30 protein-coding genes and 1 tRNA gene are annotated in these 23985 nt (G+C 68.4%); 18 read left to right on the top strand and 13 right to left on the bottom strand.

Features of this window, described 5'->3' with window-relative positions; genetic code table 11:
- Positions 1-42: 42 nt before the first annotated feature.
- A complete protein-coding gene (locus tag LL239_RS12310) occupies positions 43-483 on the top strand; it encodes a DUF805 domain-containing protein (RefSeq protein ID WP_228163735.1) in 441 nt (146 codons plus the stop codon).
- Between the two features lie 206 nt (positions 484-689).
- On the top strand, positions 690-1592 hold the full coding sequence (locus LL239_RS12315; RefSeq protein ID WP_228163736.1) for an NUDIX hydrolase: 903 nt from the start codon (positions 690-692) through the stop codon (positions 1590-1592).
- Between the two features lie 7 nt (positions 1593-1599).
- Here the strand turns inward: LL239_RS12315 and LL239_RS12320 are convergent, their stop codons facing one another.
- Positions 1600-1983: an RNA-binding S4 domain-containing protein gene (locus tag LL239_RS12320; RefSeq protein ID WP_228163737.1), complete on the bottom strand. Its 384-nt coding sequence runs from the start codon at positions 1981-1983 to the stop codon at positions 1600-1602.
- A gap of 41 nt (positions 1984-2024) precedes the next feature.
- The gene (locus LL239_RS12325) at positions 2025-2603 is read right to left on the bottom strand and encodes a GNAT family N-acetyltransferase (RefSeq protein WP_228163738.1); all 579 of its coding nucleotides are present in this window, start codon (positions 2601-2603) and stop codon (positions 2025-2027) included.
- Between the two features lie 240 nt (positions 2604-2843).
- Here LL239_RS12325 and LL239_RS12330 point away from each other — a divergent pair.
- A tRNA-Pro gene (locus LL239_RS12330) sits at positions 2844-2917 on the top strand.
- A 209-nt stretch (positions 2918-3126) separates the two neighbouring features.
- Here LL239_RS12330 and LL239_RS12335 read toward each other — a convergent pair.
- Positions 3127-3480, bottom strand: coding sequence for a tyrosine-type recombinase/integrase (locus tag LL239_RS12335; protein WP_228163739.1), 354 nt, complete (start codon positions 3478-3480; stop codon positions 3127-3129).
- Between the two features lie 359 nt (positions 3481-3839).
- Here LL239_RS12335 and erm point away from each other — a divergent pair, with 359 nt between their 5' ends.
- Both erm and LL239_RS12345 read left to right on the top strand, forming a co-directional pair.
- The gene (erm, locus tag LL239_RS12340; protein ID WP_228163740.1) at positions 3840-4613 is read left to right on the top strand and encodes a 23S ribosomal RNA methyltransferase Erm; all 774 of its coding nucleotides are present in this window, start codon (positions 3840-3842) and stop codon (positions 4611-4613) included.
- An 86-nt stretch (positions 4614-4699) separates the two neighbouring features.
- A complete protein-coding gene (locus tag LL239_RS12345) occupies positions 4700-5578 on the top strand; it encodes an alpha/beta fold hydrolase (protein ID WP_228163741.1) in 879 nt (292 codons plus the stop codon).
- Here LL239_RS12345 and LL239_RS12350 read toward each other — a convergent pair.
- Together LL239_RS12350 and LL239_RS12355 are read right to left on the bottom strand one after the other, a co-directional pair.
- Complete coding sequence (locus LL239_RS12350; RefSeq protein ID WP_228163742.1) at positions 5564-6121, bottom strand: RBBP9/YdeN family alpha/beta hydrolase; 558 nt, start codon at positions 6119-6121, stop codon at positions 5564-5566. The genes LL239_RS12345 and LL239_RS12350 overlap by 15 nt on opposite strands.
- Positions 6122-6155: 34 nt before the next feature.
- Positions 6156-6563 carry a LysR substrate-binding domain-containing protein gene (locus tag LL239_RS12355; RefSeq protein ID WP_308218581.1) on the bottom strand — a complete coding sequence of 136 codons (408 nt, stop codon included), beginning with the start codon at positions 6561-6563 and terminating at the stop codon, positions 6156-6158.
- Positions 6564-6572: 9 nt separating this feature from the next.
- Here LL239_RS12355 and LL239_RS17845 point away from each other — a divergent pair, with 9 nt between their 5' ends.
- On the top strand, positions 6573-6695 hold the full coding sequence (locus LL239_RS17845) for a hypothetical protein (protein ID WP_267189217.1): 123 nt from the start codon (positions 6573-6575) through the stop codon (positions 6693-6695).
- Positions 6696-6736: 41 nt separating this feature from the next.
- Complete coding sequence (locus tag LL239_RS12360; protein WP_267189218.1) at positions 6737-6973, top strand: hypothetical protein; 237 nt, start codon at positions 6737-6739, stop codon at positions 6971-6973.
- A 46-nt stretch (positions 6974-7019) separates the two neighbouring features.
- On the opposite strand, the gene LL239_RS12365 is transcribed toward LL239_RS12360, so the two are convergent.
- Together LL239_RS12365 and LL239_RS12370 are read right to left on the bottom strand one after the other, a co-directional pair.
- Positions 7020-8252, bottom strand: coding sequence for an MFS transporter (locus LL239_RS12365; protein WP_228163743.1), 1233 nt, complete (start codon positions 8250-8252; stop codon positions 7020-7022).
- Positions 8253-8481: 229 nt separating this feature from the next.
- Entirely contained in the window at positions 8482-9483 is a 1002-nt protein-coding gene (locus tag LL239_RS12370) for a DMT family transporter (RefSeq protein ID WP_228163744.1), read from the bottom strand.
- Positions 9484-9568: 85 nt separating this feature from the next.
- On the opposite strand from LL239_RS12370, the gene LL239_RS12375 reads away from it, so the two are divergent.
- Together LL239_RS12375 and LL239_RS12380 are read left to right on the top strand one after the other, a co-directional pair.
- Positions 9569-10525 carry a LysR family transcriptional regulator gene (locus LL239_RS12375; RefSeq protein ID WP_228163745.1) on the top strand — a complete coding sequence of 319 codons (957 nt, stop codon included), beginning with the start codon at positions 9569-9571 and terminating at the stop codon, positions 10523-10525.
- 119 nt (positions 10526-10644) lie between these two features.
- Entirely contained in the window at positions 10645-10950 is a 306-nt protein-coding gene (locus LL239_RS12380) for a YciI-like protein (protein WP_228163746.1), read from the top strand.
- An 88-nt stretch (positions 10951-11038) separates the two neighbouring features.
- Here LL239_RS12380 and LL239_RS12385 read toward each other — a convergent pair whose 3' ends face one another.
- The gene (locus LL239_RS12385) at positions 11039-12205 is read right to left on the bottom strand and encodes an epoxide hydrolase family protein (protein WP_228163747.1); all 1167 of its coding nucleotides are present in this window, start codon (positions 12203-12205) and stop codon (positions 11039-11041) included.
- 98 nt (positions 12206-12303) lie between these two features.
- Here LL239_RS12385 and LL239_RS12390 point away from each other — a divergent pair, with 98 nt between their 5' ends.
- The gene (locus tag LL239_RS12390; RefSeq protein ID WP_228163748.1) at positions 12304-12906 is read left to right on the top strand and encodes a TetR/AcrR family transcriptional regulator; all 603 of its coding nucleotides are present in this window, start codon (positions 12304-12306) and stop codon (positions 12904-12906) included.
- Here the strand turns inward: LL239_RS12390 and LL239_RS12395 are convergent.
- A complete protein-coding gene (locus LL239_RS12395) occupies positions 12872-13765 on the bottom strand; it encodes an AraC family transcriptional regulator (RefSeq protein ID WP_267189219.1) in 894 nt (297 codons plus the stop codon). The genes LL239_RS12390 and LL239_RS12395 overlap by 35 nt on opposite strands.
- Before the next feature lie 75 nt (positions 13766-13840).
- Here LL239_RS12395 and LL239_RS12400 point away from each other — a divergent pair, with 75 nt between their 5' ends.
- Complete coding sequence (locus tag LL239_RS12400) at positions 13841-14329, top strand: VOC family protein (protein WP_228163749.1); 489 nt, start codon at positions 13841-13843, stop codon at positions 14327-14329.
- Between the two features lie 163 nt (positions 14330-14492).
- On the opposite strand, the gene LL239_RS12405 is transcribed toward LL239_RS12400, so the two are convergent.
- Positions 14493-14870: a VOC family protein gene (locus LL239_RS12405; protein WP_228163750.1), complete on the bottom strand. Its 378-nt coding sequence runs from the start codon at positions 14868-14870 to the stop codon at positions 14493-14495.
- Positions 14871-15075: 205 nt separating this feature from the next.
- On the opposite strand from LL239_RS12405, the gene LL239_RS12410 reads away from it, so the two are divergent.
- Positions 15076-15333 carry a nuclease gene (locus LL239_RS12410; protein WP_228163751.1) on the top strand — a complete coding sequence of 86 codons (258 nt, stop codon included), beginning with the start codon at positions 15076-15078 and terminating at the stop codon, positions 15331-15333.
- A gap of 4 nt (positions 15334-15337) precedes the next feature.
- On the opposite strand, the gene LL239_RS12415 is transcribed toward LL239_RS12410, so the two are convergent.
- Both LL239_RS12415 and LL239_RS12420 read right to left on the bottom strand, forming a co-directional pair.
- Positions 15338-15739 carry an aldehyde dehydrogenase gene (locus tag LL239_RS12415; protein ID WP_228163752.1) on the bottom strand — a complete coding sequence of 134 codons (402 nt, stop codon included), beginning with the start codon at positions 15737-15739 and terminating at the stop codon, positions 15338-15340.
- A 150-nt stretch (positions 15740-15889) separates the two neighbouring features.
- The gene (locus LL239_RS12420; protein WP_228163753.1) at positions 15890-16963 is read right to left on the bottom strand and encodes a mechanosensitive ion channel family protein; all 1074 of its coding nucleotides are present in this window, start codon (positions 16961-16963) and stop codon (positions 15890-15892) included.
- 560 nt (positions 16964-17523) lie between these two features.
- Here LL239_RS12420 and LL239_RS12425 point away from each other — a divergent pair.
- Positions 17524-18873 carry an HNH endonuclease gene (locus LL239_RS12425; protein ID WP_228163754.1) on the top strand — a complete coding sequence of 450 codons (1350 nt, stop codon included), beginning with the start codon at positions 17524-17526 and terminating at the stop codon, positions 18871-18873.
- Positions 18874-19271: 398 nt separating this feature from the next.
- Here the strand turns inward: LL239_RS12425 and LL239_RS12430 are convergent, their stop codons facing one another.
- Complete coding sequence (locus LL239_RS12430; protein WP_228163755.1) at positions 19272-19730, bottom strand: acyl-CoA thioesterase; 459 nt, start codon at positions 19728-19730, stop codon at positions 19272-19274.
- Between the two features lie 80 nt (positions 19731-19810).
- On the opposite strand from LL239_RS12430, the gene LL239_RS12435 reads away from it, so the two are divergent.
- From LL239_RS12435 to LL239_RS12455, 5 genes are all read left to right on the top strand, one after another.
- Positions 19811-20254, top strand: coding sequence for a transcriptional regulator (locus LL239_RS12435; protein WP_228163756.1), 444 nt, complete (start codon positions 19811-19813; stop codon positions 20252-20254).
- Positions 20251-20901, top strand: a complete 651-nt coding sequence (locus LL239_RS12440) for an NAD(P)H-dependent oxidoreductase (RefSeq protein WP_228163757.1) — start codon at positions 20251-20253, stop codon at positions 20899-20901. The genes LL239_RS12435 and LL239_RS12440 overlap by 4 nt, the downstream gene beginning before the upstream one ends.
- Positions 20902-21031: 130 nt before the next feature.
- Complete coding sequence (locus tag LL239_RS12445) at positions 21032-21487, top strand: hypothetical protein (RefSeq protein WP_228163758.1); 456 nt, start codon at positions 21032-21034, stop codon at positions 21485-21487.
- Positions 21484-22653, top strand: coding sequence for a zinc-dependent alcohol dehydrogenase (locus LL239_RS12450; protein ID WP_228163759.1), 1170 nt, complete (start codon positions 21484-21486; stop codon positions 22651-22653). The genes LL239_RS12445 and LL239_RS12450 overlap by 4 nt, the downstream gene beginning before the upstream one ends.
- 107 nt (positions 22654-22760) lie before the next feature.
- The gene (locus LL239_RS12455; protein WP_228163760.1) at positions 22761-23921 is read left to right on the top strand and encodes a glutathione-independent formaldehyde dehydrogenase; all 1161 of its coding nucleotides are present in this window, start codon (positions 22761-22763) and stop codon (positions 23919-23921) included.
- Positions 23922-23985 lie beyond the last annotated feature (64 nt).

The raw sequence follows: 23985 nt of genomic DNA on the forward strand, positions 1-23985 counted from the left end.
CGCCGGAGTGGCATCCCTTCGATGCCGTGATGGGGGATCATCGTGACCAATCCGCAGACCGCCCCGGCCCTGAACCAGCCGTACTACGGGGCGCCGATCGGGGCCGCCGTGCAGCGGTTCTTCAAGAAGTACGCCACCTTCAGCGGCCGCGCCAGCCGCAGCGAGTACTGGTGGTGGGTGCTCGTGATGGCTGTCGTCGGCATCGTGCTGTCGGTCCTCGCGCTGGCTACGAGCGGCCCGACCGTCAACGAGTTCGGCGAGCCGGTCGGCCCGTCCGGCCTCGGCCTGGTCTTCTACGTCATCTACGGTCTGTGGTCGCTGGCGACCATCGTGCCGTACCTCGCCCTCGTGGTCCGTCGCCTGCACGACACCAACCGCAGTGGCTTCTGGATCTTCATCGCCTTCGTCCCGTTCGTCGGCGGGATCATCCTCCTGGTGTTCATGCTCCTGGACTCCAACCCGCAGGGCGCCCGCTTCGACTGACGACATCACCGACGCGCCCCGATCCGTATCGGTTCGGGGCGCGTCGTCGTTCGTGCCCGGAGGCGAGTGGATGCCGAGACCGCCTCGCACCGACAAGCTCTACGCGGTGTGCAGGGGGTGTCGGCGCGATGAAGTCCCGCGGAGGACGTGGCGGCACGTGACGTGCGGCGCGTCCCGGCGCCCGCGGCTGTGCCAGGCTGGGGAGGATGACGATCCAGCCTCCCGCTCCCGGTGAACCGCGGCGTCCGCACGGACCCCGCGATCCCGGCGACGCGTGGGTGGTCGCGCCCACGGGCGAGAAGTACTGGGGACGATTCGGAGCCGCCGGGCTGCTCGCCGTCGACGCGGAACGCGGCGTGCTGCTGCAGCACAGGGTCTCGTGGAGTCACTTCGGCGACACGTGGGCGCTGCCCGGCGGCGCACGGCACGAGGGCGAGTCCGCGCGTGACGGAGCTCTGCGCGAGTCGGCCGAAGAGGCGGGTGTCCCCGTGGATGCCGTGCACCCCCGGTTCGAGAGCGTCCTCGACCTCGGCATCTGGACGTACACCACCCTCGTCGCCGACGTGACGGAACCGTTCGAGCCTGTCATCAGCGACCCCGAGAGCGTCGCGCTGGAGTGGGTTCCGATCGACGAGGTGGCATCCCGTCCGTTGCATCCGGGGTTCGCGGCCGCGTGGCCGATGCTCCGCGAGGCCCTTTCCATGCGTCCCGCGGTGATCGTCGACGTCGCCAACGTCATGGGGTCGGTGCCCGACGGCTGGTGGAACGACCGCGCCGGCGCGGCGGAGCGTCTTCTGACTCGGTTGTCGCGGCTCGCGATCGACGGAGTGGATGCCGAGCGCCTCGGTCTCGCGGCGACGCGGTGGTTCCCCTCCGTGTCGGCGGTGCTGGAAGGGGAGGCGCGCGCGGCGGATGTTCAGGGCGACGAGGTGATCATCTCCCGGGCCGAAGGGTCGGGGGATGACGAGATCGTCGCGTTCGCACAGAAGCTGGTGGCGTCGTGGGCGCCCGTCGTGGTGGTCACGAGCGACCGCGGGCTCGCGGCCCGCGTCGAGGAACTCGGCGCATCGGTGCGCGGTGCGCGGTGGTTGCGCGAGCAGCTGCCGTAGTCGCCGGTTAGAACGTGTCGCGGCCGCGGAGCTTTTCGATGTCGCGGCGGTCGCGCTTGGTGGGACGGCCGGCGCCGCGGTCGCGGACCGGGACGAACGGCATGCTTTCGCGCGGCGGTGGCGGGGGAGTGCGGTCGTCGACCGCCTCGGCGACAAGGGCCGCGCCGACACGCTTGGCGATCGTCTTCTTCACGACGAGGATGCGATCGAACCCCTGAATGCGGACGCGCAATTCGTCGCCGGGCCGGACGGGCTGAGCAGCCTTGGCCCGGTCGCCGTTGACGCGCACATGGCCCGCGCGGCAGGCCGTGGTCGCGGCCGACCGCGTCTTGTAGACGCGCACGGCCCATAGCCACGCGTCGACGCGTGCGGAGGTCGTGGCATCCGTCATCGAGGCTCCTTCGGGCGAACCTCCATCGTAGGTCCGACGGGTCAGTCGCGAAGCGTCAGGGACACGAGGGCGCGATCCGGCTTGGGGCGGTCGACGACGGTGAAGCCCGCGCCCTCGAAGACGGAGACGGTGCCGCGATACAGCTGGTTCGCCGAGCGTTTCGCGGCGGTGGGGTCGAGCGGATACCCCTCGACCACGCGCGCCCCGCCATCGCGGGCGGCTTCGACGGCGGCATCCAGAAGGCCGCTCATGAGGCCGGCGCCGCGGTGCTTCTCGCGCACGACGAAGCAGGTGATTGCCCAGACATCGTCGTCATCGAGCGGCTCTTTCGTGGAGCCGGTGACATCGCGCGTACGGGCGAGCCGCGCTTGGGCGATGCGCGGGCCGACACGCACCCACCCGGCCGGCTCGCCATCGACGTACGCGATCAGCCCCGGTGGACGATCTCCGGCGACCTCGGCGCGGAACATCGCGGTGAGGTCGGCGACCGAGGCTTCCTTCCACGGGCCGTTCGGCAGCAGCCACCACTGGCACTGGCACTCGGGGCCGTCGCCGCTGTCGAGCGCCGTCTCGGCGTCGTCGAAGCGTTCGTCGGTCGCGGGGAGGATCTCGATGGCCATGCCGCGACGCTAGCGAGGGGTTCGGACACGGGCAAGGGACGCGATGGGGGGTTGCGCTTCGCCTGGGCTCGCTGCTTTTCGGTGCACACGCCCGGGGCTCGGCCGGTTCGCGGGCAGTGCATGAAGCGGGTAAGATAATCGAGTTGCCCGCTCGCGGGTGACACGATGTGTCTCAGCCGGGTAGCGCACGTGACTCTGGTCAGGTGAGTGAAAGCGGCGGGACTGTCGAAAACTGAACAACGGGATGTGGCGCAGCTTGGTAGCGCACTTGACTGGGGGTCAAGGGGTCGCAGGTTCAAATCCTGTCATCCCGACGGAAAAGCCCTGATGAGAAGATATTTTCATCAGGGCTTCGTCGTGTCTGGCGACGGGTTTTCGTTGGTCCCCCACTGGTCCCCTCGCGATGGTATCGGCGCCAGCCCGTGGACGGCGGAGGGCGTCGCTGGCTCTCTAGAAGTCGTCGCCTGTGGATAAGGGGACCAAAAGGGGACCAGAGCATCTGATCGTGGCTTCTGGCTACCCGTCACAGTGACCTCGACGCCTCGCGCCGGCTCGGTCTGCTTGCCTTGGAGGATCGGGCCAGGAAGGCGTTGGCTTGCTCCGCTGCTGATGCGAGGTGCCGGTCGTCGGGGTGCACGTATGCGCGGGTGGTCTCGACGGAGGCGTGGCCGAGGATGTCCTGGAGGACGTGCAGCGGGATGCCGGCGTCGGCCATCCACGTGGCACCGGTGGGTCGTAGCCCGTTCGGACATAGCCAACTGGCCGACCCTCGCTCGTCGTCACGATCACGTCTTCCGCCCGCGCATGGGTGGGCGGCCCGAAGAACGCGCGGTCCTGTGCCTAGGGGTCGCCGGGGTCGTTGCTCCCGGCCCAGCACTCGAACGAGATCTCCGCGAGGGCTCGATCATCTCCGGGAGAACCCGGTGGGGCGCGGTCATCCAGCAATAGTAGGAGGCGCGTGACCGCAGACATCTTCAGATGCTCTTGCCGCCGAAGACGACCGCTTCCGGAAGTCTGGGGCGGAACGTTTGTGGCCGGTAGACTGTCGGGTATGGGAACGATGAACGCAGCGCCGATGACGGCGTTCGTCTATTCGATCCGCGACCGCCGCTCCTGACGGCGCGTCGCTGATCTTCGCGTGATCGCGCCGTCTTCCGGGATGTCCTCGCACCCCGGCAGCGCGTCCTTCTGCGTACCCGCTCGTCGGGGTGCTCCGAATCTTCCTTTGGAGCGCTCATGCGTACCCGTTCCGTCCACGGCGGCCGCCACGAACTCGGCCAGAACTTCCTCATCCACCAACCCACCATCGACCGCATCGTCGCACTCGTCGCCACCACCGAGGGGGCGATCCTCGAAATCGGCGCCGGCGGCGGAGCCCTCACGACAGGGCTCGCCGGTCTCGGCCGCGGCCTCACCGCGATCGATATCGACGAGCGCCGCATCGCGGCACTCCGCCGCGCTCACGCGGGGGTTCATGTCGAGCACGCGGACGCCCTGCGGCATCCGCTCGATGCGCCGGTCATCGCCGGCAACATCCCCTTCCACCTGACGACGCCGATCCTGCGTCGTCTGCTCCAACGGCCGGGCTGGCGTGACGCCGTGCTTCTGACCCAATGGGAGGTCGCTCGCAAGCGTGCAGGCGTTGGCGGCGGCACCTTGATGACCGCTCAGGCTGCCCCGTGGTTCGCGTTCACCCTGCACGGCCGAGTACCGTCGCACGCATTCCGGCCCGCCCCCAGCGTCGACGGCGGCATCCTGTCCATCACCAGGCGGGGGTCCCCGCTCGTGCCTCTCGCGCACAGGCGCGCCTACGAACGCTTTGTCGGCGAGGTGTTCACGGCGAAGGGTCGGGGCATGGGGTCGATTCTCGCGACGGTGCGCCGCTGCTCACGGCCAGCGGCGAAACGACACCTGACGCAAGCTGGTGTCGGCGCCGACGCGCTGCCGCGTGACCTCGGCCCGCAGCAGTGGGCCGACCTGTGGAAACACCTCATGGGCGGGCAAGACTGAGCCCACCCAACGGGTCGCGGCCACCTTGTGGCGTACCGGGGCGAGATCGCAGAGGAGTGAGGTCGATTGCGTGCAAGGCTGGTGTGATGTTCCGCGACTTCATCGATGAGACCGTCGTCGTCGGAGAGTGCGCTCTCCGGGTTCGCCGGGCGGGGCATGGCCCCGCTGTCCTGCTGCTGCACGGGCATCCGCGTACGGGGTCGACGTGGCATCGCGTCGCACCCGAGCTGGTGGACGCCGGCTTCTCCGTCGTCGTCCCCGATCTGCCTGGGTACGGGCGTTCCACGGCGCCCGCGCCGACGGACGACCATGCCGCGCATTCAAAACGTGCTGCCGCGGGTGTGCTTGCTGCGCTGATGAGCGCACTCGGTCATCACCGGTACGCGGTCGTCGGTCATGACCGCGGTAGCTATGTTGCGTTTCGGCTTGCGCTGGATAACTGGGAGCGCGTCGAGCGACTGGTGCTGATGGATTGCATCCCGATCAGCGAGCACCTGCGTCGGGCGGACGCGCGATTCGCGATGCGATGGTGGCACTGGTTCTTCTATGCGCAACCCGGGCTACCGGAACGCGTCATCAACGCCGACCCGGACGCCTGGTATTCGGGCGACCCCGCTGTGATGGGGGGCGAGAATCACGCTGAGTGGCGAGCAGCGATTCACGACCCTGGCGTGGTCCGCGCGATGCTCGAGGACTACCGCGCCGGATTGACCATCGACCGCAAGCACGAGGAGGCGGATCGACGAGCGGGCCGCCGCCTCACGATGCCGCTGCTGTGTCTGTGGTCGCTGCGAGACGACCTTGAAGACCTCTACGGCGACCCGCTCGTCATCTGGCGCGACTGGGCCGATGACCTACAGGGTGTCGGCATCGACTCCGGGCATCACATCGCGGAAGAGGAGCCCCGCGCGCTCGTCGCTGCCCTCACACCATTCCTTGCGCAAGACCCCTCAGAGGGCGAGTAATCGTTCCGCGACCTGGGGGAGGGTTGTGACACCCTCCTCGGTGAGGAAGTGTCCAGCGCCCGGGACGGTGATCGCCTCTGCGCGCAGGGCACGCCCGAGCGTTGCTGTGTGTGCAGCCGGGACATACGTGTCGTTGTCGGACAACAGGACCGATCGGTGGGCCGTGCGTGCGGCGGTGCGCTCGACATCCGGCCGGACCGCGGTGAAGGAATCGAGCTCCGGGAGCGTCGGCAGCGGTGAGACGAACCCTGCCACGGCGATGAACGCCCCCAAACGCCACTGCCCAGGGAGTCGATCCAGAGCGTGCAGGGCGGTTACGCCGCCGAGGCTGTGCGTGACGATTCCCGTGCTCTCGTCCGGAATGCCCATGGCCCGGCCGACTGCGGTGATCCATTCTTCGAGATCTGGTGCACCGGGGTTTGGTAGTGCTGGTATCCGAACCGCGACTCCTTCACTGTCCATCGCCTTGGCCAGCGATCCGAACCAGTGGTCCGCTGGGGTGGCGGAGTACCCGTGAACGATGACGACGCGCGAAAGGCTCATGATCACGGCAACAGGACGACGGTTCGTCCGATTCCTAGGCCGGGGTTCGCGTCTGCTCCCGCAATGCGGTCAGCGCGGCCGCGATCAGGAGGTGGTTGCGGGGATTGCGCCGTGTGTGGGCGACGATTCGGCGTTGGACGGCCGGGTGATGCAGCGGCCGGGCGATCACGGTCGCAGGGAGATCGAGGAGAGCGAGGCGTGGGAGGACGGTGATGCCCAGGCCCGCGGCGACGAGGCTGAGAGTGGCGTGGTGGTCGTCGAGGCGAGCCGAGTAGCGAGGCACGAATCCGGCGGCTTGACAGGCTGTGGCGATGATCTGCCCCGTCGGGCTGTCGTAGATGTCGTGGTCGATCCACGGTTCGTGCTGCAACTCGCCCAGCGCGATAGGAGACTCCGTGGCGAGCGGGTGGGAGAGGGGGAGGACCGCGAAGAAGTCGTCCACCGCGAGCTCATGCCGGTGGTATCCCTCGAGGAGTCGGGGCGGGGCGTCGACCTGCTCGTTCCGGATGTCGATGTCTGGCGTTCGACGACCGCGGCCGTCGTATGGCTCGTTGAGACGGTGCCGGCATCCTGACATCCCTGTCGAACCCGAAGACCGGACTGTTCTTCCTGGCCTTGTTCCCCGGCTACACCCCGCCCGGGGCGCACCCGTTGTTCGTCGTCGTGGTTCTCGGGGGCACGGTTGCCGCTGTCGTGTACGTGTATCTCGTGTGTCTCGTGCTGGCCGCCGACGCCGCCAACCGCTGGCTCGCGCGACCACGCGTGACCGGAACGATCGAGCGGGTGAGCGGTCTCGTCATGATCGGTCTGGGCATGTTAACGCCCGTGCCCGCGCTGCTCCCCGCCACCTGAGGAGGTGACGGCCTTCAGCCCGCACGGAGCGCGCCGTGGTTCGCGGTCAGTCGTCGTCGACGACGCGGAGCATCAAGAGGGCGATGCCGGCGCAGAAGACGAAGGCAGCGCCGCCGACCGCGACAGGCAGAGCGATGTGCACCACGGCGAGGACGCCGCCGAGCATCGAGCCGAGGGCGAGACCGAGCAGACCGGCGAGTCGGGTCGCGGCATTGACGCGACCGCGCAGTTCCTCCGGCACGAGGCGTTGGCGGAGTGACGTCGAGCAGATGCCCCAGACCACCGCGTGGAGGATATAGGCAGCCAGGAGCGCGGCGGCGACCACGGCGTCGCGCGTGACGGCGAGAGCGAACAGGGACGCCGCCCCGATGAGCAGGCTCAGCACGATCGTCCACCGATACCCGATGCGGCGGCGGATGCGCGGCGTCACAAAGGAGCCGACAAGACCACCCAGCGCTGAGACGGCGAGGATCACGCCGTATCCCGTGCCGTCGAGACCGAGCTGCTCCTGGGCGAACACGACGAGGATCGAGAACGGCAGCATGTAGCCGACGCTGGCGAGGCCACCGACGAGCGCGAGGCCTCCGACGACACGGTGACGGACGAGCCAGGACGCGCCCGAAGCAGCCTCCCTCGCCACCGATCGCCGCGGAGTCTCCGGCGCATCGGATGCCACGACGCGGCGGATCGGAAGGCCCAGGGCGACCAGGCCCGCCGCGGCCCACAGGCCACCCATCGCGAAGACCGGGACGGCCGCGGCCACCGTGAACAGCAGACCGCCGAGCGGCGGGCCGGCGAACTCGTCGGCGACGAGTTGCGCAGCCGACAGGCGTCCGTTCGCCCTGTCGAGATCGCGGGTCGCCACGATGCTCGGGACGAGGGACACCGCCGCGTTGTCGGCCGCGCTCTCGAGAGTCCCGATCACGGCGAACGCCGCGTAAAGGAGGACCAGTCCGCCGACGTCGAAGTGCACGCAGACCGCCAGACCGAGGACGGCCGCTCCCCGAAGCAGGTTGGCGACGATCAGAATGCGGCGTCGGTCGAGCCTGTCCACCCACACCCCGATGGGCAGCGCGCCGAGGAGCCGCACGAGGGCGTACAGCGTCGCGAGGCCGGCCACCCACCGAGGGTCGTCCGTCAGCGAGGTCGCCAGCAGAGGAATCGAGACGAAGGCGATGCCGTCGGCGAGATTGGACGTGGCATTCGCCGCCCAGAGCACGCGGAACGGCCGACCCCCTGGCATCCGGGCCATCGAGTTCTCATCCGAAGAGATGCTCACCGAAGACGGGCGCTTTCGTCATGCCGTGCTGAGCGACGTCGCCGACCCGACGACGGGGTGAGAACGACGCTCTTTTCCTTGTCTCCCACTGACGATCAGTTCCGAGTGATTGCCGAAACCGGGAACCGTCGACGCCGTGTCCGATCCGATCACCTCGGATCTCACCGATCTCCGACGGAGTGCGCGTTCGTCACGCGGCCGAGGAGAGGAATGTCCATCACCGATGACCTTATCTTTCCTTCCTCACCGCTCGTCCTCTCGACCAGGGCTTCGTCATGTCCGGCGACGGCTCTCGGTGGTCTTCGCTCGGTCCCCTCGTCGAGGTTCTGATGCTGCCTTTGAGGTACCCCTGACTGGTCAGGATCCCGAGTATCACGAGCGCTGCGCCGACAGGCTCGTTCCAGTGCAGCGTCTCGTGAAGGACCAGCACCCCGAGGGTGACTCCAACGACGGGCGTCACGTAGGTGACCGTGGAGGCGAGGGTGGCGCCCCAGGTCCGGATGATCCGGGTGTTCCAGATGTACGCGATGCCTGTGCCGATACCTCCGAGAACGACCATGCTGGCCACGACGGGGGGACTCAACTCGATCGGCGTGAACCCCAGGAACGGGACGAGCAGGGCCGCGATGACCGCGGCGATCGTGATCTGAGTGGCCGCGATCGTGGTCGCGTCGTGGTCGTGCCCGCGAAGAAAACGGCGGCTGTAGACGAAGCCCAGACCGTAGCAGGTCGTCGCGCCCAGGCATGCCAGTTGGGCGAGCAACGACGTCGCCGCGAACGCGTGCCCCGACACGGCCCACGGTGCGGCGACGAGGACCACCCCCGCGGCGGCAATGACCACGCCGACGATGCGTGTACGCGTCAACCTCTCGTCGGGGAGGGCGACGAAGGACACGAGGAGGGTGGTGATGGGGGTGGTCGCGTTGTAGATGCTCGACAGTCCCGAGTCGATGTGCTGTCCCGCCCAGGCGAACAGAAAGAACGGCACCACGCACAACAGGATGGCAACAACCGTCAGATGGCCCCAGACCCGCGGCTCGCGGGGCCAGCGACGCCGAGTGGATGCCATCACGATCGCCAATATGAGGGAGCCCAGAGCAAGCCGCCCGAACACCACCTGTATGGCGGACAGGCCTTCCAGCGCCACCTTCATGAACAGGAAGCTCGCTCCCCATACGAGCGCGAGCGCCGCGAACTGCATCGGCACCGTCAACCGGCTGGCCGGCCTCATCGGCAGATCCCCCTTCGTCATGGAAACCTCGGACACAGCGTCATCAGCGCCAGTCTCGACGGGTAACGCATAATGAATCAAACAGATGTCGTTCATCTGGATATGTAAAACATTCATGGGGGTCGACGTGGGTGCCACGCTGCAGCAGATGCGAGTCTTCGTCGCAGTCGTGGACGAGGGCGGCTTCGCCGCTGCCGGGGACGTGCTCGGGATGAGCCAGTCTTCGGTGTCGCACACGCTCGCGACCTTGGAGCGTCAGCTGGGAGCTGCGCTCGTGCGCCGGGGTCCTGTCGGTCTCACTTCGCACGGCTCGCGACTGCTGCCCCACGCTCGCGCGACTCTTGCTGCGGCGAACGCCTTCGACGCTGCCGTCGCTGCGCCGGCGCAGTTGGCTGGGTCGATCCGACTCGCCATCACCCCGACCGTCGGGCACGGGCTCGTCCCCTCGCTGCTCGCCCTCTGGCGCGCCCATGCGCCTCATGTCCGGGTCACGCTGCTCGAGGGCGACGACCTCGAAGTCGCCGACTGGCTCGAAAGCGGCGCCGTCGATTCGGCCATCCTCATCGACCCTGAGCCGTCGGCGGACCACGTCGTCGTTGCTCGCGACGAGTTTCGTGCGGTCGTCCGGGTCGATCATCCACTCTTCGGCCCAGAACCGCGTCTCCTCGCCGAGCTGCTGGACGACCCTCTCCTCGTCTCCACCGCAGGGTGCGAGCCCCAGATCAAAGAGCTCCACCGGGTCTCTTCCTTGCCCTATCACCCGACGCAGCGAGTGAGGGAGTTGACCACGTTGATGGCAATGGTCGAGGCGGGACTCGGCATCACTGTCATGCCGACCCTCGCGAAGACGATGCTGCCCGGCGCCTTGGGGATGGTGCCGTTGGCTCAGACCATCCGGCGAACGCTCGTTCTCGCCGGACCTCTTCGGCGCCCGTGCCATCCCGCGGTGGGATTGCTTCGAGATCTCACGAGAGAACACCTCCCGACCAGCGCGTCCCAGGACGCAGCGCTGAGCGGCTCCTCGCTATCGGTCGATCCCTGAGCTCGTCACCGACATCCCGAGAGATCGCGAGCGAGACACGACGGGTTCTGCCGTTCGTGCCTTTCTCAACCGGTTGCTCGCCGACGACCTTCGTGGCCGCCCCCCGATAGATTCGAGCCATGGCGCACGCAGTTCTGCAGTACACCTACGGCGACGACTACCTCGAGGCTCGTGAACGGTTCCGGTCGGCGCATCTCGTTCTCGCGTGGGCGGCTGCGGACCGCGGGGAGTTGGTGCTCGGCGGCGCGGTCGGTACCGGGCCATACGAAGGGCTCCTCGTCTTTCAGGGCGACGACGCGGTGGGACTGGCGAGCACGTTCGCATCAGCGGACCCGTACGTGACGTCGGGACTGGTCACGTCGTGGACCGTGCGGCCGTGGGCAACTGTGGTCGGTGTCAAAGCCGCGACGCCCGTTCGGCCCTGACGGCGGGTGGCAGTGGTCCGTGGGACACGTGAGCGAGGTGCTCGAGGCGCGACGCCGATACGCGGCCGCTGAGTGACAGCGAGGTCCATCACCGCGACGCGGGTGCGCTCCGAAGGGTCCTGAGTCCGGTGCGGATCTCCTCGACCAGGCTGATCGGCCGCTCGAGCGCAGCGAAGTGGCCACCGGCCGTGGCTTCGGAGAAGTGGATGAGGGTGCGGTACTTCTCCTCGACCCAGCTGCGGGCGAGCAGCGGGATGTCCTTCGGGTAGATCGACACGGCGACCGGCAGTGTCAGAGTCGGGCCGGCCATGGTCAGCGCCCGGTTCTCCCAGTAGATGCGCGCAGATGAGGCGGCCGTGTTCGTGAACCAGTACAGAGAGATCGTGTCGAGGATGCTCTCGAGCGGGATCGCGTCCTCGGCGAGGCCTTGGTTGTCGGTCTTCGACTGAAACTTGTCGTAGATCCACGCGGCCTGCCCCACCGGCGAATCGGCGAGGGCGAACCCCGGGGTCTGCGGTCGGGTGCCCTGCAGATGATTCGACCCGCCGAGGGGGCCCTGGTAGAGCGCGAGGGTGTCGACGGCGTGCTGCTCCTCGGGCGTCAGAGATGTCGGGATCTGCTCCGGGAACGCGTAGGGCGTGTTGAGATGGACGCCGAGCAGCCCCTCCGGTGCCGCGGCCGCGAGAGCCGACGTGACCACGGCACCCCAGTCGCCGCCGTGCGCTGTCCATCGGGTGTACCCGAGGCTCCGCATCAGTTCCGCCCACGCGCCCGCGATCCGGTCGACCGTCCAGCCGGTGCTCGTCGGCTTGCCGGAGAACCCGAAACCCGGCAGGGACGGGATGACGACGTCGAACGCGTCCTCGGGGCGACCGCCGTGAGCGACGGGATCGGTCAGGGGGCCGATCATCGGCAGGAAGTCGATGACCGAACCCGGCCAGCCGTGGGTCAGGATCAGCGGCAGCGCCCCGGCGTTCGGTGACCGGACATGGAGGAAGTGGACGTCGAGCCCGTCGATCTCGATCAGATACTGCGGGTACTGGTTGATCCGGTGCTCGAACCGCCGCCAATCGTGCCGCTGCCAATCGTCCACGAGGCTCCGGAGATGGTCCGAACGAACCCCTTGCGACCAGTCGTCAACGGTCTCAGGGTCTGGCCAGCGCGTGTTGCGGAGCCGTGTCCGGAGGTCGCGAACGTTTTCCTCCGGGACGGACACGGTGAATGGCCGGAACCTCGTGGAGGGGTGGGTCTGCATGGGGAGCCTCCTACGGATCCTGTGGAGCAGGTGTTCGTTGCACAGGTGTGTGCAACGGCTTCCGTCGGCACGGTACACCCATTGCACACACGTGTGCAATGATCGTCATCATGGCGGTCGACGAGGCGCGTGAGCGGGCGATGGAAGCGACGCGTGGTCGGATCCTGGACGTCGCGCGTGACCTCCTCGGACGCAAGCCGGACGCGAGCATGGCCGAGGTTGCCGCAGCAGCGGGCGTCGTCCGACGGACGGTCTACGGCTACTTCCCGGCCCGGGGCGACCTCATCCGGGCGCTCGCGACGGAAGCGGCGAACGAAATGGCGATCTTGCTGGACGGTGCGATCGGTGCTGCATCAGCTCCGGATGCAATCTGGGCGCGATTCGTCGGCGAGCTCTGGCCCCTTGCCCACCGCTATCGCGTGCTCCTGGAACTGAGGCGCGGGGATCACGGCGACGAGATCCACGCCGTCCTGCGCTCGGTCGACGGCGAGATCGCGAGTGTGATCCTCCAGGGGCAGAACGACGGTGTCTTCGGAACGCACCTCCCGTCCGAGACGCTTGCGCGTCTTGCCTCCGCGATCGTGTTCGCAATCGCCGACGAGAGTCGAGGCGATCGCGACCTCGATGCGCGGGCAGCGGCCACGACGAGCCTGCTCATGCTCGGGGTCAGCGAACAGCGCGTGTCCGACCTTGTCGGCTGACCGTCGATGTGGGCGAGTGACGGCCGCTTCCGTCCGATGCGCCGGACCGATTCCCCGTCTGCACTCGCGGCAGGGCATGCCGGTAGCCGCTCGGGGTGAAGCCGAGAGCCGTGCGGAAATCGTTCGTCAGATGCGCGTGATCGGCGTAGCCGTATTCGTGCGCGAGCCGGGTCAGGTCGAGGCCGGGGTCCTGTCGAATCCGCTCCGCGGCTTCCTGGAGCCGGCGACGGCGGATCAGGGCGGACGGTGGCACGCCGACGTAGGTCGCGGCGAGTCGCTGGAGGCTCCGAGTCGAGACGCGCAGGCGCGCGGCAAGGTCGCCGACGGTGCGCACCTCGCGATCGGTCTCGGCCGTCTCGAGCATTCGATTCGCCAGGAGCGCCTCGTCGGTCGGCGCATCCAAGCGGTGCAGAAGCCAGTCCGTGACGGCGGCGATCGCGGCGCGGCGGCGCTGGCTCGACGGGGCATCGGTGTTCATCGCGGAGCCGACGGCCGCCGCGAGGTCGGGGAGGTCGACCTCGTCGTAGCGGTCGCGAATCAGACCGACGTGCTCGACGATCGCGGGCGTCGCCGCCGGGCGCAGCAGGGCCCCCACGGCCCATCCCGTGCCCGTCAGGTCACGGACGGAAGAGCGCGTGGTCGGACCGGCGATGCCCACCGTGCCGTTCTCGATGACCAGGTTCACCGCCGGGAATCCGATCAGATGTTGCCGCGACGTGCGCCCCGGCTCGAGGTCCCACTCCGGAATCCAGAACCACCGCACGAACGTTGCCACGTCGCCCTCCGCGGGCTCGCGGTGGAAGGTCGGGAGGCGGGTCGGGTACAACACGCCACGTGAGGCCGCCGGGATGCCGTCCATCGACTCACGCTATCCGATCGGCATTGGCGCGAATCTGCAAGCGCGGGGCGAGGTGGCAGCCGTACCTTCGTGCGCATGACACACGCAGCGCACGGTGAACACACCGACCACGGCACCCCTCGAGGTGCCAGCAGCATCACCCCGTTTCTGGCGATCCCCGGCGCACGAGAGGCGATCGCGTTCTACCGAGACGTGTTCGGCGCCCGTGTCGTCGACGTCACGGAGCCGGGGGGCGTCGTGGTGCACGCGGTCCTCGACTTCGGGCATGGTCTGCTGCAGCTGGGAGAGCCGTCGCCCGACTACCATCTCGTCGCCCCGCCCGCCGGTGACGACGACTGCTACTCCTTGGGGCTGTACGTGCCCGACGTCGATGGCGTGGTCACTTCCGCGGAAGAGAGGGGCGCGACCGTGCGCGAGCCCACCGCGAACTTCGTGTCCGGCGACCGCTACGCCAGCATCCGAGACCCCTTCGGCATCCGCTGGTCGATCATGACTCGTGTCGAGGACATCTCCGAGGACGAGAGTGCTCGCCGCGTCGCCGAATGGGCCGCCGCGCAGAGCTGACGCGGGGCGCTTCGGCCACGCACCGTGCGCCGGGCGCTGCGTCGGCGGCACAGCACGGCACTGCTGGACGCCATCGGTCTCATACAGACCGTTCTCGTCCGGATGGGAACATCCGGGTCCGGATTGCCGGCACCGCGCGGAAACTCCGCCGTCCGCGCAGCCGTCAACGCACGTACGTGGCGAACTCGACGAGGTTCCCATCGGGGTCGCGCAGGTAGACGCTGGTCATGGGTCCCTGTGCGCCGTTGCGGCGGACGGGGCCGACCTCGATCGCGACGCCGGCGGAGTCGAGGTCGGCGACGATCGTCTCGATGGTGTCGTGCACGACGATGCAGAAGTCTCCGCTGCCCGGGGTGGGGCAGGCGGCGAACGGTGCGACCGGCCTCGCGGCGGGGTGCAGGTTGATCTTGTTCTGCGCGAAGTGCATCGAATGGCGCCCGTCCTGTTCGACGTACTCGAATCCCAGCCGGCTGTAGAAGGCCACGGATGCCTCGACGGACTCGACGGTGAGGACCAGGTGATCGAAATGGGCGAACTGCATGCGGTGTCTGTTCCGTTCTCCGGTGATGGTCGGCTGGGCGAGGAGGACCCGCTCGATCTGGTCGCCGACATCGACGCGGCCCTCGACGCCGTGACGGCATGACGCGCCGTGGGCCCGGGTGTTACGCCCCGCTACGACGCCCCGCGCCCGCGTTCGCGGCATCCCGTACCTTCGACTCATCGCAACCCCGAAGGCAGGTGAAGCCATGTCCCGCACGATCTCGTCGACAGTCCACCCGATCCAGCGCTGCATGGCTGCAGCCAACCCCTCCGCCTGGTGGGACGGGATCGTCACGGACGCCGACGGCGCCGAGGCGACGATCGCGCTACTGGACGGCAGCACCGTCCGCGTGCGCGTCGTCGGCCCGGCGGTCGACATCGCGGCGGGGGAGCCGGTCGGCTACCACCCGGTGGCAGAACTCCTCAGCGCGTCGGCCATCCTCACGACCGCGCGCCTCGCCTAGGTCGTCAGGCGGACATCGAGGCCATCATGGCCTCGCACTTCATGACCATGTCGTCGCACGCCATGGCGCAGTAGCGGCACATCTCGTCCATGTCGGCGTGCATGCGGCACTCCTCGGCGCACGCCTTGCCCATGGTCATGCAGGCCGTCATCATGGCCTTCATCACGTCCATGTCCATGCCGGCGGGGCGCATCATCATGTGCATCGTCGCCTGAGCCATCTCGACCATGTTCGAGCACAGGGCGCAGCACTTCGCCATCTCCGCGCCGTGCATCATGTCGCTGCCGGCGCACATCGCCGCCGCCATCGCGCACGCGTTCAGCGATTGCAGGCACTCCTGCATGGCATCCATGTCCATGGTCATCTCGCCCTTGGGCATGGACTTCATCATCATCATCGTGTCCATCGAGGTCTCCCGTGCTCTTGTCCTGACAGGGTGATCGGATGCCGCGCAGGGCTCCCGTGTACGCGCATGCTACGCCTCGGGTGCGTGTGCACGAGAGGGTTGCCGAACGTCTGATCCCTCGGATCAGGAAGGGGTGCGCGTGGGGTGGGGTCACCGGACGACGGCTGCATCGATCGGCTTCTCGTCGATCCGCACCCGCTGCAGGGGGAGGGCTTCGGGATGCGCGGTGCGCACCCACTCGGCGAGCTTCTCGCGCACGAGGCACCGCAGGTCCCACAGACGGCCCGAGTCGTCGGCGCTCACGAGGATGCGCACCTGCAGCAGTCCGCCGACGGCGTCCGTCACCTGGACGCCGTGGGCGGCGCGATCCCACAGCTCGGTCTCGCCGAGGATCCTTTCGAGCTCGCTGCGCATCTGATCGACGGGAATGCGCCAGTCCAGGTCGAAGAAGACGGTGCCCAGGAGGGCGCGCCCGAGCTTGGTCCAGTTCTCGAACGGGTTCGTGGTGAAGTACGTGCACGGAAGGACGAGGGTCCGCTGATCCCACAGCTCGAGAACGACGTAGCTGAGCGTGATCTCCTGGATGCGGCCGTACTCGCCCTCGACGACGACGACGTCGCCCACGCGGATCGCCTCGCTGAAGGCGAGTTGGACGCCCGCGAACAGGTTGCTCAGCACCGACTGCGCGGCCAAGCCCGCGACGATCGAGGCGATACCGGCCGAGGCCAGCACACTCGCGCCGACGGCGCGCACGGCATCGAAGGTCATGAGGATCCCGCCGGCCGCGACGACGACGATCACCACGATCACCAGGCGCCGCACGATCTCCAGCTGGGTACGGATCTTGCGCGCCGAGAACGTGTCGCTCTCGGCGAGCTTGTAGCGCTGGCTCCCGCTGTCGACGAAGAAGAGGAAGAGCTGGGCCAGCAACCACGCCCCCGCGATGATCACCAGGATGCCGAAGAGGTGCTGCAGCCCGCCGCGGAGATCGTCGCTGATCGGAAGTGCGGACATCGACACCGTGACGGCGAGGAGCAGCAAAGTGATGCGGAACGGCCAGCTCACCCGATCGCGCAGCCGCGCCGCCCACCTCTTCCTCCGGCCGATGAGGGCGAGCGACACGCTCACGACGATCATGATCGCGATCACCACACCCACGGCGACGCCGGCCACGATGGCGAATCCGGTCCAGCTCTGCCAGTTCTGCTCGATCTCTTCGGTCACGCGGGTCCTTCCGGGTCGGTTCGTCCACGGTAGAGGCGGGCCCCGGGGCAGGCGCAAACGGATAGGCCGCATATCGCGGCCCGCGAACGTACACGCCGGGGAGACGGCTCCCGCCCGAGCCTCTCGTCTTTTCTGTCACGCGTGTCCGCGGACACGTACGGGGCGAAGAGCGACACGTCGCCGGGGTGGATGGTCGGCCACGCGTCGTTGCCGTGCGCGAGGATCGACACGTCGTCGGTGCAGAATCTGTCCTCGCTGGCGGGACCGGCGTCCCCGGGCGCGAGGGTGTGGGACACCTACGTCCCCTCCCCGGCGCGGGTGACCGCGCCGCTGGCGAACTCCCGCGGCCCCATGTCGATCATCGTGTGCGCGCCCTCGATGGTGCGGTCCTCGTTCATGAAGGAGTTTGGACGACGACCCGCCGCGAAGCGCCACGCATGGGTGCGGGTGCGGGGCGGCGAGGTCGGGACCGTTCCTCCCCAGGCAGGGATCTCGGGAGTTGTCCCCATTTGGCCTCCCCGATGCGGGGCGATTTCGGAGGTCGTCGCTAGCATGCAGACATGCTCCCCGCGAACCCCGAATCAGCACCCCACGGTGGGCACGACGACCTGTCGTCGGTGCTGAGTGAGGTGCTCGCGGCCGACGCCGGGGTCGCCGCCGCCGAGGCGCGGCGGGTGCGGGCACTGGCTCGCGCCGGGCATCTCGCGTTCGACGCGATGGCTGCTCAGCGCGCGTCGTCGAAGGCGGCGGAGATGGCGTTGCGCGAGGTGGCATCCGAGATCGCCGCGGCCGAGCACCTCTCCGACCGATCGGTGCAGGCGCAGATCGGTCGTGCGGTGGAGCTCGTCGACCATTTCCCCGTGACGCTCGCCGCATGGCAGGCGGGGGCATTGTCGCGAGAACACGTGTGGGCGATCGTGGATGCCGGGCGCCCGGTGCCCGTGGAGCGGCGTGGCGAGTTCGATGTGCTCGCGGTCACCACCGCCGAGGGAATGAGCCCCGGGCGGCTGAGGACCCGTCTTGCGGCTCTCGCCGAACGGCTGCAGCCCACGACGATCGCCGAACGGCATCGGGCTGCGCGCACGACGCGGAACGTGAGAGTCGTGCCCGGCGAGAACGGGATGTCGGATCTCATCGCCTCCTTGCCGACCGTGCTCGCGGTGGGAATCTACGACCGGCTCACCCAGCAGGGTCGCGCGCTCATCGATGCCCGTCCCGCCGCGTCGTCCGAGCCCGGTGCGCCGCCCGTCGAGGCCGACGTCCGCACGGTCGATCAGGTGCGCGCCGACATCCTCGCCGACCTCCTGCTGACAGCGGCGCCCGACGCCGACCCGACTCGCGGCGACGACGGCCCCGGCACGCTCGGGGCGATTCGTGCGAAGGTGCAGGTCGTGGTCCCGGCCCTGACGATGCTGCAACCCGGCGAAGAGAACCTCGACCCGGCCGGGCTCGTCGGGCACGGCCCCGTCGACGCGGAAACGGCGCGAGCGATCGCCGAGGCGACGTCGTTGCCGTGGGACCGTGTGATCACCCACCCGATCACCGGGTCGGTGTTGCACGTCGACACCTATCAGCGCACCGCCGCAATCGACCGTTACCTCCGTGCCCGCGACCGGCACTGCCGGTGGCCGGGGTGCACCGCTCCCGCCGTGCGGTGCGAGGTCGACCACACGCATGACGCCGCGCTCGGTGGCAAGACCGAGGTGTGCAACCTCTGCCATCTCTGCCAGAGGCACCACACGCAGAAGCAGTTCACCCGCTGGCGGGTGAGACAGCTCGCCGGGGGTGTGCTCGAGTGGACATCTCCGACGGGGAAGGTGTACATCGATGAACCTTTTCCGTACTCCCCGGCAGTCCGGTTCGTCCCTGATCCGCCGCCCCCACCCACCGCAGAACTCGCCCCGTTCTGACGGGTCGGGCGCGCCTTGACGTGGGTCGGGCGCGCCGGTTGTGCGGTCTGGGTGTGCGTGTACATGTACGTGTCCGTGGCGTGGGTTCGCCCGTGGTGTGCGCCTGCCCGTGCGTGCGACGGCCCGAGCCTTCCCATGATTGGCCCGTACGCCGAACGGGATCTCGACTTCGTCTATGAGTCGTTCGCCACGACCGACATCGTCACCGAGCTGGCGCGCAACGCCGAGGCGGGTTCCGCCGCTCGCCGAGACGGGTTCCGCGCTCGCAGAGGCGTACGGCTTCCGCTGGGTCGCCGAAGACCGGGACGCGGGCGCCGCGATCGTCGTCAACGCCACGCCGCTCGGGATGAATGGGCGTACTCTCGTGCCTGACCCGCTCGCTCCGCTAGCGTCAGCGCCTACTCGATGCGGATACTCCCCGTCGCGGGGTGCTCGTGTGGCATCCGGTCGCGGTCGTACGTGATGTCGGTGTATCCGTGGGGCTTCGGCTTGCCGTCTTCGTCGACGCTCACGAAGACGAGTCGCTCGATCGTGAGGATTCGCTTGCGCGTGATCATGTTCCGCACGACGGCGCGCATCGTGAGCGACGTGCGCCCGAAGTGCGTCGCGGTCAGCCCCATCTCGATCAGGTCGCCTTGGAGGGCGGATGCCTCGAAGTTGATCTCCGAGATGAGCTTGGTCACCACGCGGTAGTTGCCGAGCTGGATGATCGCGTAGATCGCCGCCTCTTCGTCGATCCAGCGCAGCAGGCTGCCACCGAAGAGGGTGCCGTTGGCGTTGAGGTCCTCGGGTTTGACCCATTTGCGGGTGTGGAAGTTGATGCCGTCGTCGGAGGGATGCCACTGAGGGTGCGTCACGCGATCAACGGTACTCCCGCGCATCGACCCGTCGAGTAAACCTGTTGACATATCTTGAGTCAACTGGTTGACTCGTCCTCATGGCCGAACGTCTCACGGTGACCCTGCACGAACTGGTGGCGGCGATGGACGCCTATGCGGACGCCTACCTGCAGCGACACCACGGAGTCTCGTTCAATCTCTTCGAGTTCCTCGCCGCGTTGGTGGAGGAGAGCCCGGTGGACATCACCGGACTCGCGCGGTGCCTGCGGGTGAGCAAGGCCGCGGTGAGTAAGCGTGTGCCGTCGTTGGTCGCCGGCGGGTGGCTCATCACCGCTCACGGTCCGGGCCGTCGCGTCGATCTCACGCCGACCGCCGCCGCGATCGAGCTGGTGCGCAGCGCCGGAGGCGAACTCGAAGGAGAGTTCGCCGCGGTCTTCGCCGAGGACGCCGGGGGAGCGGCGGGGACGTCCGTCACCATCGCGGCCCTCAACGAGCGTCTGAGTGGTTTGACCCGCATCCTCGAACAGAAGGAGTTGCCGTGAGTGCCCCCGCCCGCATCCTCATCGTCATCGGAACGCCGCTTCCCGACTCCCTCGTGCACGCGCTGGCCGCGTCGTACGCGGAGGGGGCGTCATCGCGCGGAGCCGAGATCCGGACCATCGATCTGGCCCGTGATCCCATCCCCGCCCACCCGACCCTGCGCGCCGCCTTGCGTGCGCCGCGCGATGAGACGGATCTGCCGCTGGAGCCCGAGGTCGCGCGGTACCTCGATGACCTCCTGTGGGCCGACCACCTCGTCATCGTCCACCCCCAGTGGTGGGGCACCTACCCCGCGGCGTTGAAGGCGTTCATCGACCGCGTCTTCCTCTCCGGCGCGGCGTTCCGCGCGCACCCTGAGGGTCGCGGATGGGACCGTCTCCTGACCGGACGCACCGCGCGCATCATCATGACCATGGACTCGCCGAGATGGTGGAACCGTCTCCGGTATCGGAACGCCGCGGAGACGAGCCTGACCCGAGCGGTCCTCGGGTACTGCGGCATCCGAACGACCGGGGTCACGCGCCTGCCGGAGGTGCGCCTGAGCACCGAGCAGACACGTCACGAGTGGCTCGCGGACGTGCGTCGGGCGGGCGTGTCGGACGCGACGGCCGCGAGGGCATCCGAGCCCCGCGCCCGTGTCACCGTGTGACCGACGCAGAGTCACTCGCCGATTGTCCTCCGATCTCGCCGCGGCCGTAACCCCCTGAACCATCGGTGCCCTGCGCTCCCACCATGAGCGCTCATCGGCGGCATCGTCGACGGTCGCGAGGGAGACGAGCATGGGCGTGAAGGCAGCGGTAGCGGTGGGTGCGGTCGGAGTGGCCGCCGGGCTGGTGGCCAGGTCGATGGTGCGGGAGCGGCGGGATTCCGCGGGAGACGGGAGGCATCCGCAGGGGTGGAAGGCGGTGACCATCCTGGGCGACGCCGACGCCTTCGCCGAGGGCGGCTATCCGCCGCCCCTCGAGCGGCTCCGGGACGCGCTCGAGGTACGGATCGCCCCCGCCCCGGGTGACAGGGGCTTCGAGGTGCACGCTCGCCTCCGCGATGGCGCCGAGCTCTCGGACGACGATCCCGACCAGGCGCTGCGGACCGCGCTGCGCGACGCCAAGCAGCTGTTCGAGACCGGGGAGGTGTTGCGAGTGAAGCCTCGGCCGCACGGTCACCGTTCGGTGAGTCTCTTCGGCGCTCTCGTGGACAAGGCGGAAGACGACGCGAAGGGCGAGGGTGTGCTGTGAAGGCTCTGTGCTGGACCGGGGTGAACAAGCTCGAGGTAGAGACCGTCGACGACCCCGGGCTTCTGAACGACCAGGACATCATCGTGCGCGTCATCCTGACCACGACGTGCGGGTCGGATCTGCATCTCCTCGGCGGCTACGTACCGACGATGCGCGCCGGAGATGTGCTCGGGCACGAGTTCCTCGGTGAGGTGGTGGAGATCGGATCCGGGGTGACCCGACATCGCGTCGGCGACCGCGTCGTGGTGTGCTCGTTCATCAGTTGCGGGAAGTGTTGGTACTGCACGAACGAGCTGTACTCGTTGTGCGACAACGGCAACCCCAACGCCGGGATCCCGGAGATGCTGTGGGGGCAGGCGCCCGGCGGCTGCTACGGCTACTCGCACGCCTTGGGCGGGTGGGCGGGGAGCCATGCCGAGTACATCCGTGTCCCCTACGCCGATCAGGGGGCGTTCACCGTCCCCGAGAACGTGAGCGACGCGCGAGCGCTGTTCGCCTCGGATGCCGCGCCCACCGGCTGGATGGGCGCGGACCTCGGCGGGGTGAAGCCCGGCGACACCGTCGCGGTCTGGGGCGCGGGAGGTGTCGGACAGATGGCCGCGCGGGCGTCCCTCCTCCTGGGGGCGGAGCGCGTGATCGTGATCGACCGCTACCAGGAGCGACTGACGCACGCGGCGGACATCATCGGTGCCGAGACCATCAACTACGAGACGAGCGAAGTGCTCGCCGAGCTTCGGGAGCTCACGGGAGGACGCGGTCCGGACGTCTGCATCGAAGCGGTCGGGATGGAGGCGCATTCGAACCGCGTCGATTTCGCGTACGACCAGATCAAACAGCAGCTCCGACTGCAGACCGATCGTCCGACAGCCGTTCGCGAGGCGATCTTCGCCGCGCGCAAGGGGGGAAGCGTCTTCGTTCTCGGCGTCTTCGGGGGTGTCGTCGACAAGTTCCCGCTCGGCCCACTGATGAACAAGGGGCTCACCCTCCGTGGCGCGCAACAGCACGGGCATCGTTACATCCCGATGCTGCTCGAACGGATGTCGCGCGACGAACTCGTGACCGAACATCTCGCGACGCACATCATGCCGCTGGACGAGGCGCCCCAGGGGTACGAGATGTTCAAGGAGAAGACGGACGGCTGCGTGCGCGCGGTCTTCCAGCCGTAGCGGAACGACAGCTTCCCCGAGCGCGCGTCGCGGGCGTTCGGGGGGAGCCGGCCCACCGGCCCGATCGCCTCACCGTGGCATCCACCCCCTCACTGGAAGGCAAGACCATGAAAGCTGTCGTTTACGAAGGACCGCGCCAGGTGAGCGTGCTCGACGTGCCGGATGCACGCATCGAGCGGCCCACCGACGTGCTGGTCCGTATCACCACCACGAACATCTGCGGGTCCGACCTGCACATGTACGAAGGTCGAACCGATTTCGAGACCGGCCGATGGTTCGGACACGAGAACATGGGCCAGGTGATCGAGGTCGGCGACGGCGTCGACAAGGTCCGCGTCGGCGATTGGGTGGTGCTGCCGTTCAACGTCGCCTGCGGACACTGCAAGAACTGCGAGCGTGGCTTCACCAACTATTGCCTGACCGCTCAGCCGAACCCGAGCTGGGCGGGGGCTGCATACGGGTTCGCGGACATGGGGCCCTGGGCCGGCGGCCAGGCGGAACTGCTGCGTGTCCCGTGGGGCGACTTCAACTGCCTCCGACTGGGGGAGGATGCCGAACAGAAGCAGACGGACTACGTCATGCTGGCGGACATCTTCCCGACCGGGTACCACGCCACCGAACTGGCCAACGTCAAGCCCGGCGATCAGACGGTCATCTACGGCGCCGGACCGGTCGGGGCGATGGCCGCCTACTCCGCGATCCTCAAGGGCGCTGGACGGGTCATGGTCGTGGATCGGCACCCCGACCGCTTGCGCATGATCGAGGAGATCGGCGCAATACCCATCGACGACTCGAAAGTGGACCCCGTCGAAGCCGTCATGGACATGACCATGGGACTCGGGGCCGACAACGGGTGCGAATGCGTGGGTTATCAAGCCCACGACCCGGGCGGCGAGGAGGACCCGGCGCTCACACTGAACCGCCTGGTGAAGTCGGTCCGTTTCACCGGCGAGATCGGCGTGGTGGGGGTCTTCGTCCCACAGGACCCCGGCGCGTCGGACGACCTGGCCACGCAGGGCAAGGTCGCCTTCGACTTCGGCGAGTTCTGGTTCCGTGGTCAGAAACTCGGCAGCGGGCAGTGCCCGGTCAAGCGCTACAACCGCCCCTTGCGCGATCTCATCGCCGGAGGGAAGGCCACCCCGTCGTGGATCGTCAGTCACGAGTTGGGGTTCGACGACGCGCCCGGCGCCTACGAGCACTTCGACAAGCGTGACGACGGCTGGACCAAGGTGGTGCTGCACCCCGAATCCGTCGGACAGAACTCCTGAGAAGCGGAACACGGCGGCCCGCCCGCGTTCCCGGTGCCCGCGCACATCGACGGGCCGGCGGCGG

The sequence above is a fragment of the Microbacterium testaceum genome (assembly GCF_020781835.1).
GTDB classification, from domain to species: Bacteria; Actinomycetota; Actinomycetes; order Actinomycetales; family Microbacteriaceae; genus Microbacterium; species Microbacterium testaceum_H.

Coding starts and splice junctions, on each gene's coding strand:
- LL239_RS12350 (WP_228163742.1), bottom strand. CDS start 6,121: ATGAGCCTTTCGCGCGTCGTCATCGTTCACGGGTACTCCGCCACCCCA.
- LL239_RS12410 (WP_228163751.1), top strand. CDS start 15,076: ATGTCCCGCACGATCTCGTCGACAGTCCACCCGATCCAGCGCTGCATG.
- erm (WP_228163740.1), top strand. CDS start 3,840: ATGCGTACCCGTTCCGTCCACGGCGGCCGCCACGAACTCGGCCAGAAC.
- LL239_RS12385 (WP_228163747.1), bottom strand. CDS start 12,205: ATGCAGACCCACCCCTCCACGAGGTTCCGGCCATTCACCGTGTCCGTC.
- LL239_RS12390 (WP_228163748.1), top strand. CDS start 12,304: ATGATCGTCATCATGGCGGTCGACGAGGCGCGTGAGCGGGCGATGGAA.
- LL239_RS12375 (WP_228163745.1), top strand. CDS start 9,569: ATGTCGTTCATCTGGATATGTAAAACATTCATGGGGGTCGACGTGGGT.
- LL239_RS12415 (WP_228163752.1), bottom strand. CDS start 15,739: ATGGACACGATGATGATGATGAAGTCCATGCCCAAGGGCGAGATGACC.
- LL239_RS12320 (WP_228163737.1), bottom strand. CDS start 1,983: ATGACGGATGCCACGACCTCCGCACGCGTCGACGCGTGGCTATGGGCC.
- LL239_RS12345 (WP_228163741.1), top strand. CDS start 4,700: ATGTTCCGCGACTTCATCGATGAGACCGTCGTCGTCGGAGAGTGCGCT.
- LL239_RS17845 (WP_267189217.1), top strand. CDS start 6,573: ATGCCGGTGGTATCCCTCGAGGAGTCGGGGCGGGGCGTCGACCTGCTC.
- LL239_RS12370 (WP_228163744.1), bottom strand. CDS start 9,483: ATGAGGCCGGCCAGCCGGTTGACGGTGCCGATGCAGTTCGCGGCGCTC.
- LL239_RS12445 (WP_228163758.1), top strand. CDS start 21,032: ATGGGCGTGAAGGCAGCGGTAGCGGTGGGTGCGGTCGGAGTGGCCGCC.
- LL239_RS12400 (WP_228163749.1), top strand. CDS start 13,841: ATGACACACGCAGCGCACGGTGAACACACCGACCACGGCACCCCTCGA.
- LL239_RS12395 (WP_267189219.1), bottom strand. CDS start 13,765: ATGGACGGCATCCCGGCGGCCTCACGTGGCGTGTTGTACCCGACCCGC.
- LL239_RS12315 (WP_228163736.1), top strand. CDS start 690: ATGACGATCCAGCCTCCCGCTCCCGGTGAACCGCGGCGTCCGCACGGA.
- LL239_RS12435 (WP_228163756.1), top strand. CDS start 19,811: ATGGCCGAACGTCTCACGGTGACCCTGCACGAACTGGTGGCGGCGATG.
- LL239_RS12455 (WP_228163760.1), top strand. CDS start 22,761: ATGAAAGCTGTCGTTTACGAAGGACCGCGCCAGGTGAGCGTGCTCGAC.
- LL239_RS12380 (WP_228163746.1), top strand. CDS start 10,645: ATGGCGCACGCAGTTCTGCAGTACACCTACGGCGACGACTACCTCGAG.
- LL239_RS12405 (WP_228163750.1), bottom strand. CDS start 14,870: ATGCAGTTCGCCCATTTCGATCACCTGGTCCTCACCGTCGAGTCCGTC.
- LL239_RS12325 (WP_228163738.1), bottom strand. CDS start 2,603: ATGGCCATCGAGATCCTCCCCGCGACCGACGAACGCTTCGACGACGCC.
- LL239_RS12425 (WP_228163754.1), top strand. CDS start 17,524: ATGCTCCCCGCGAACCCCGAATCAGCACCCCACGGTGGGCACGACGAC.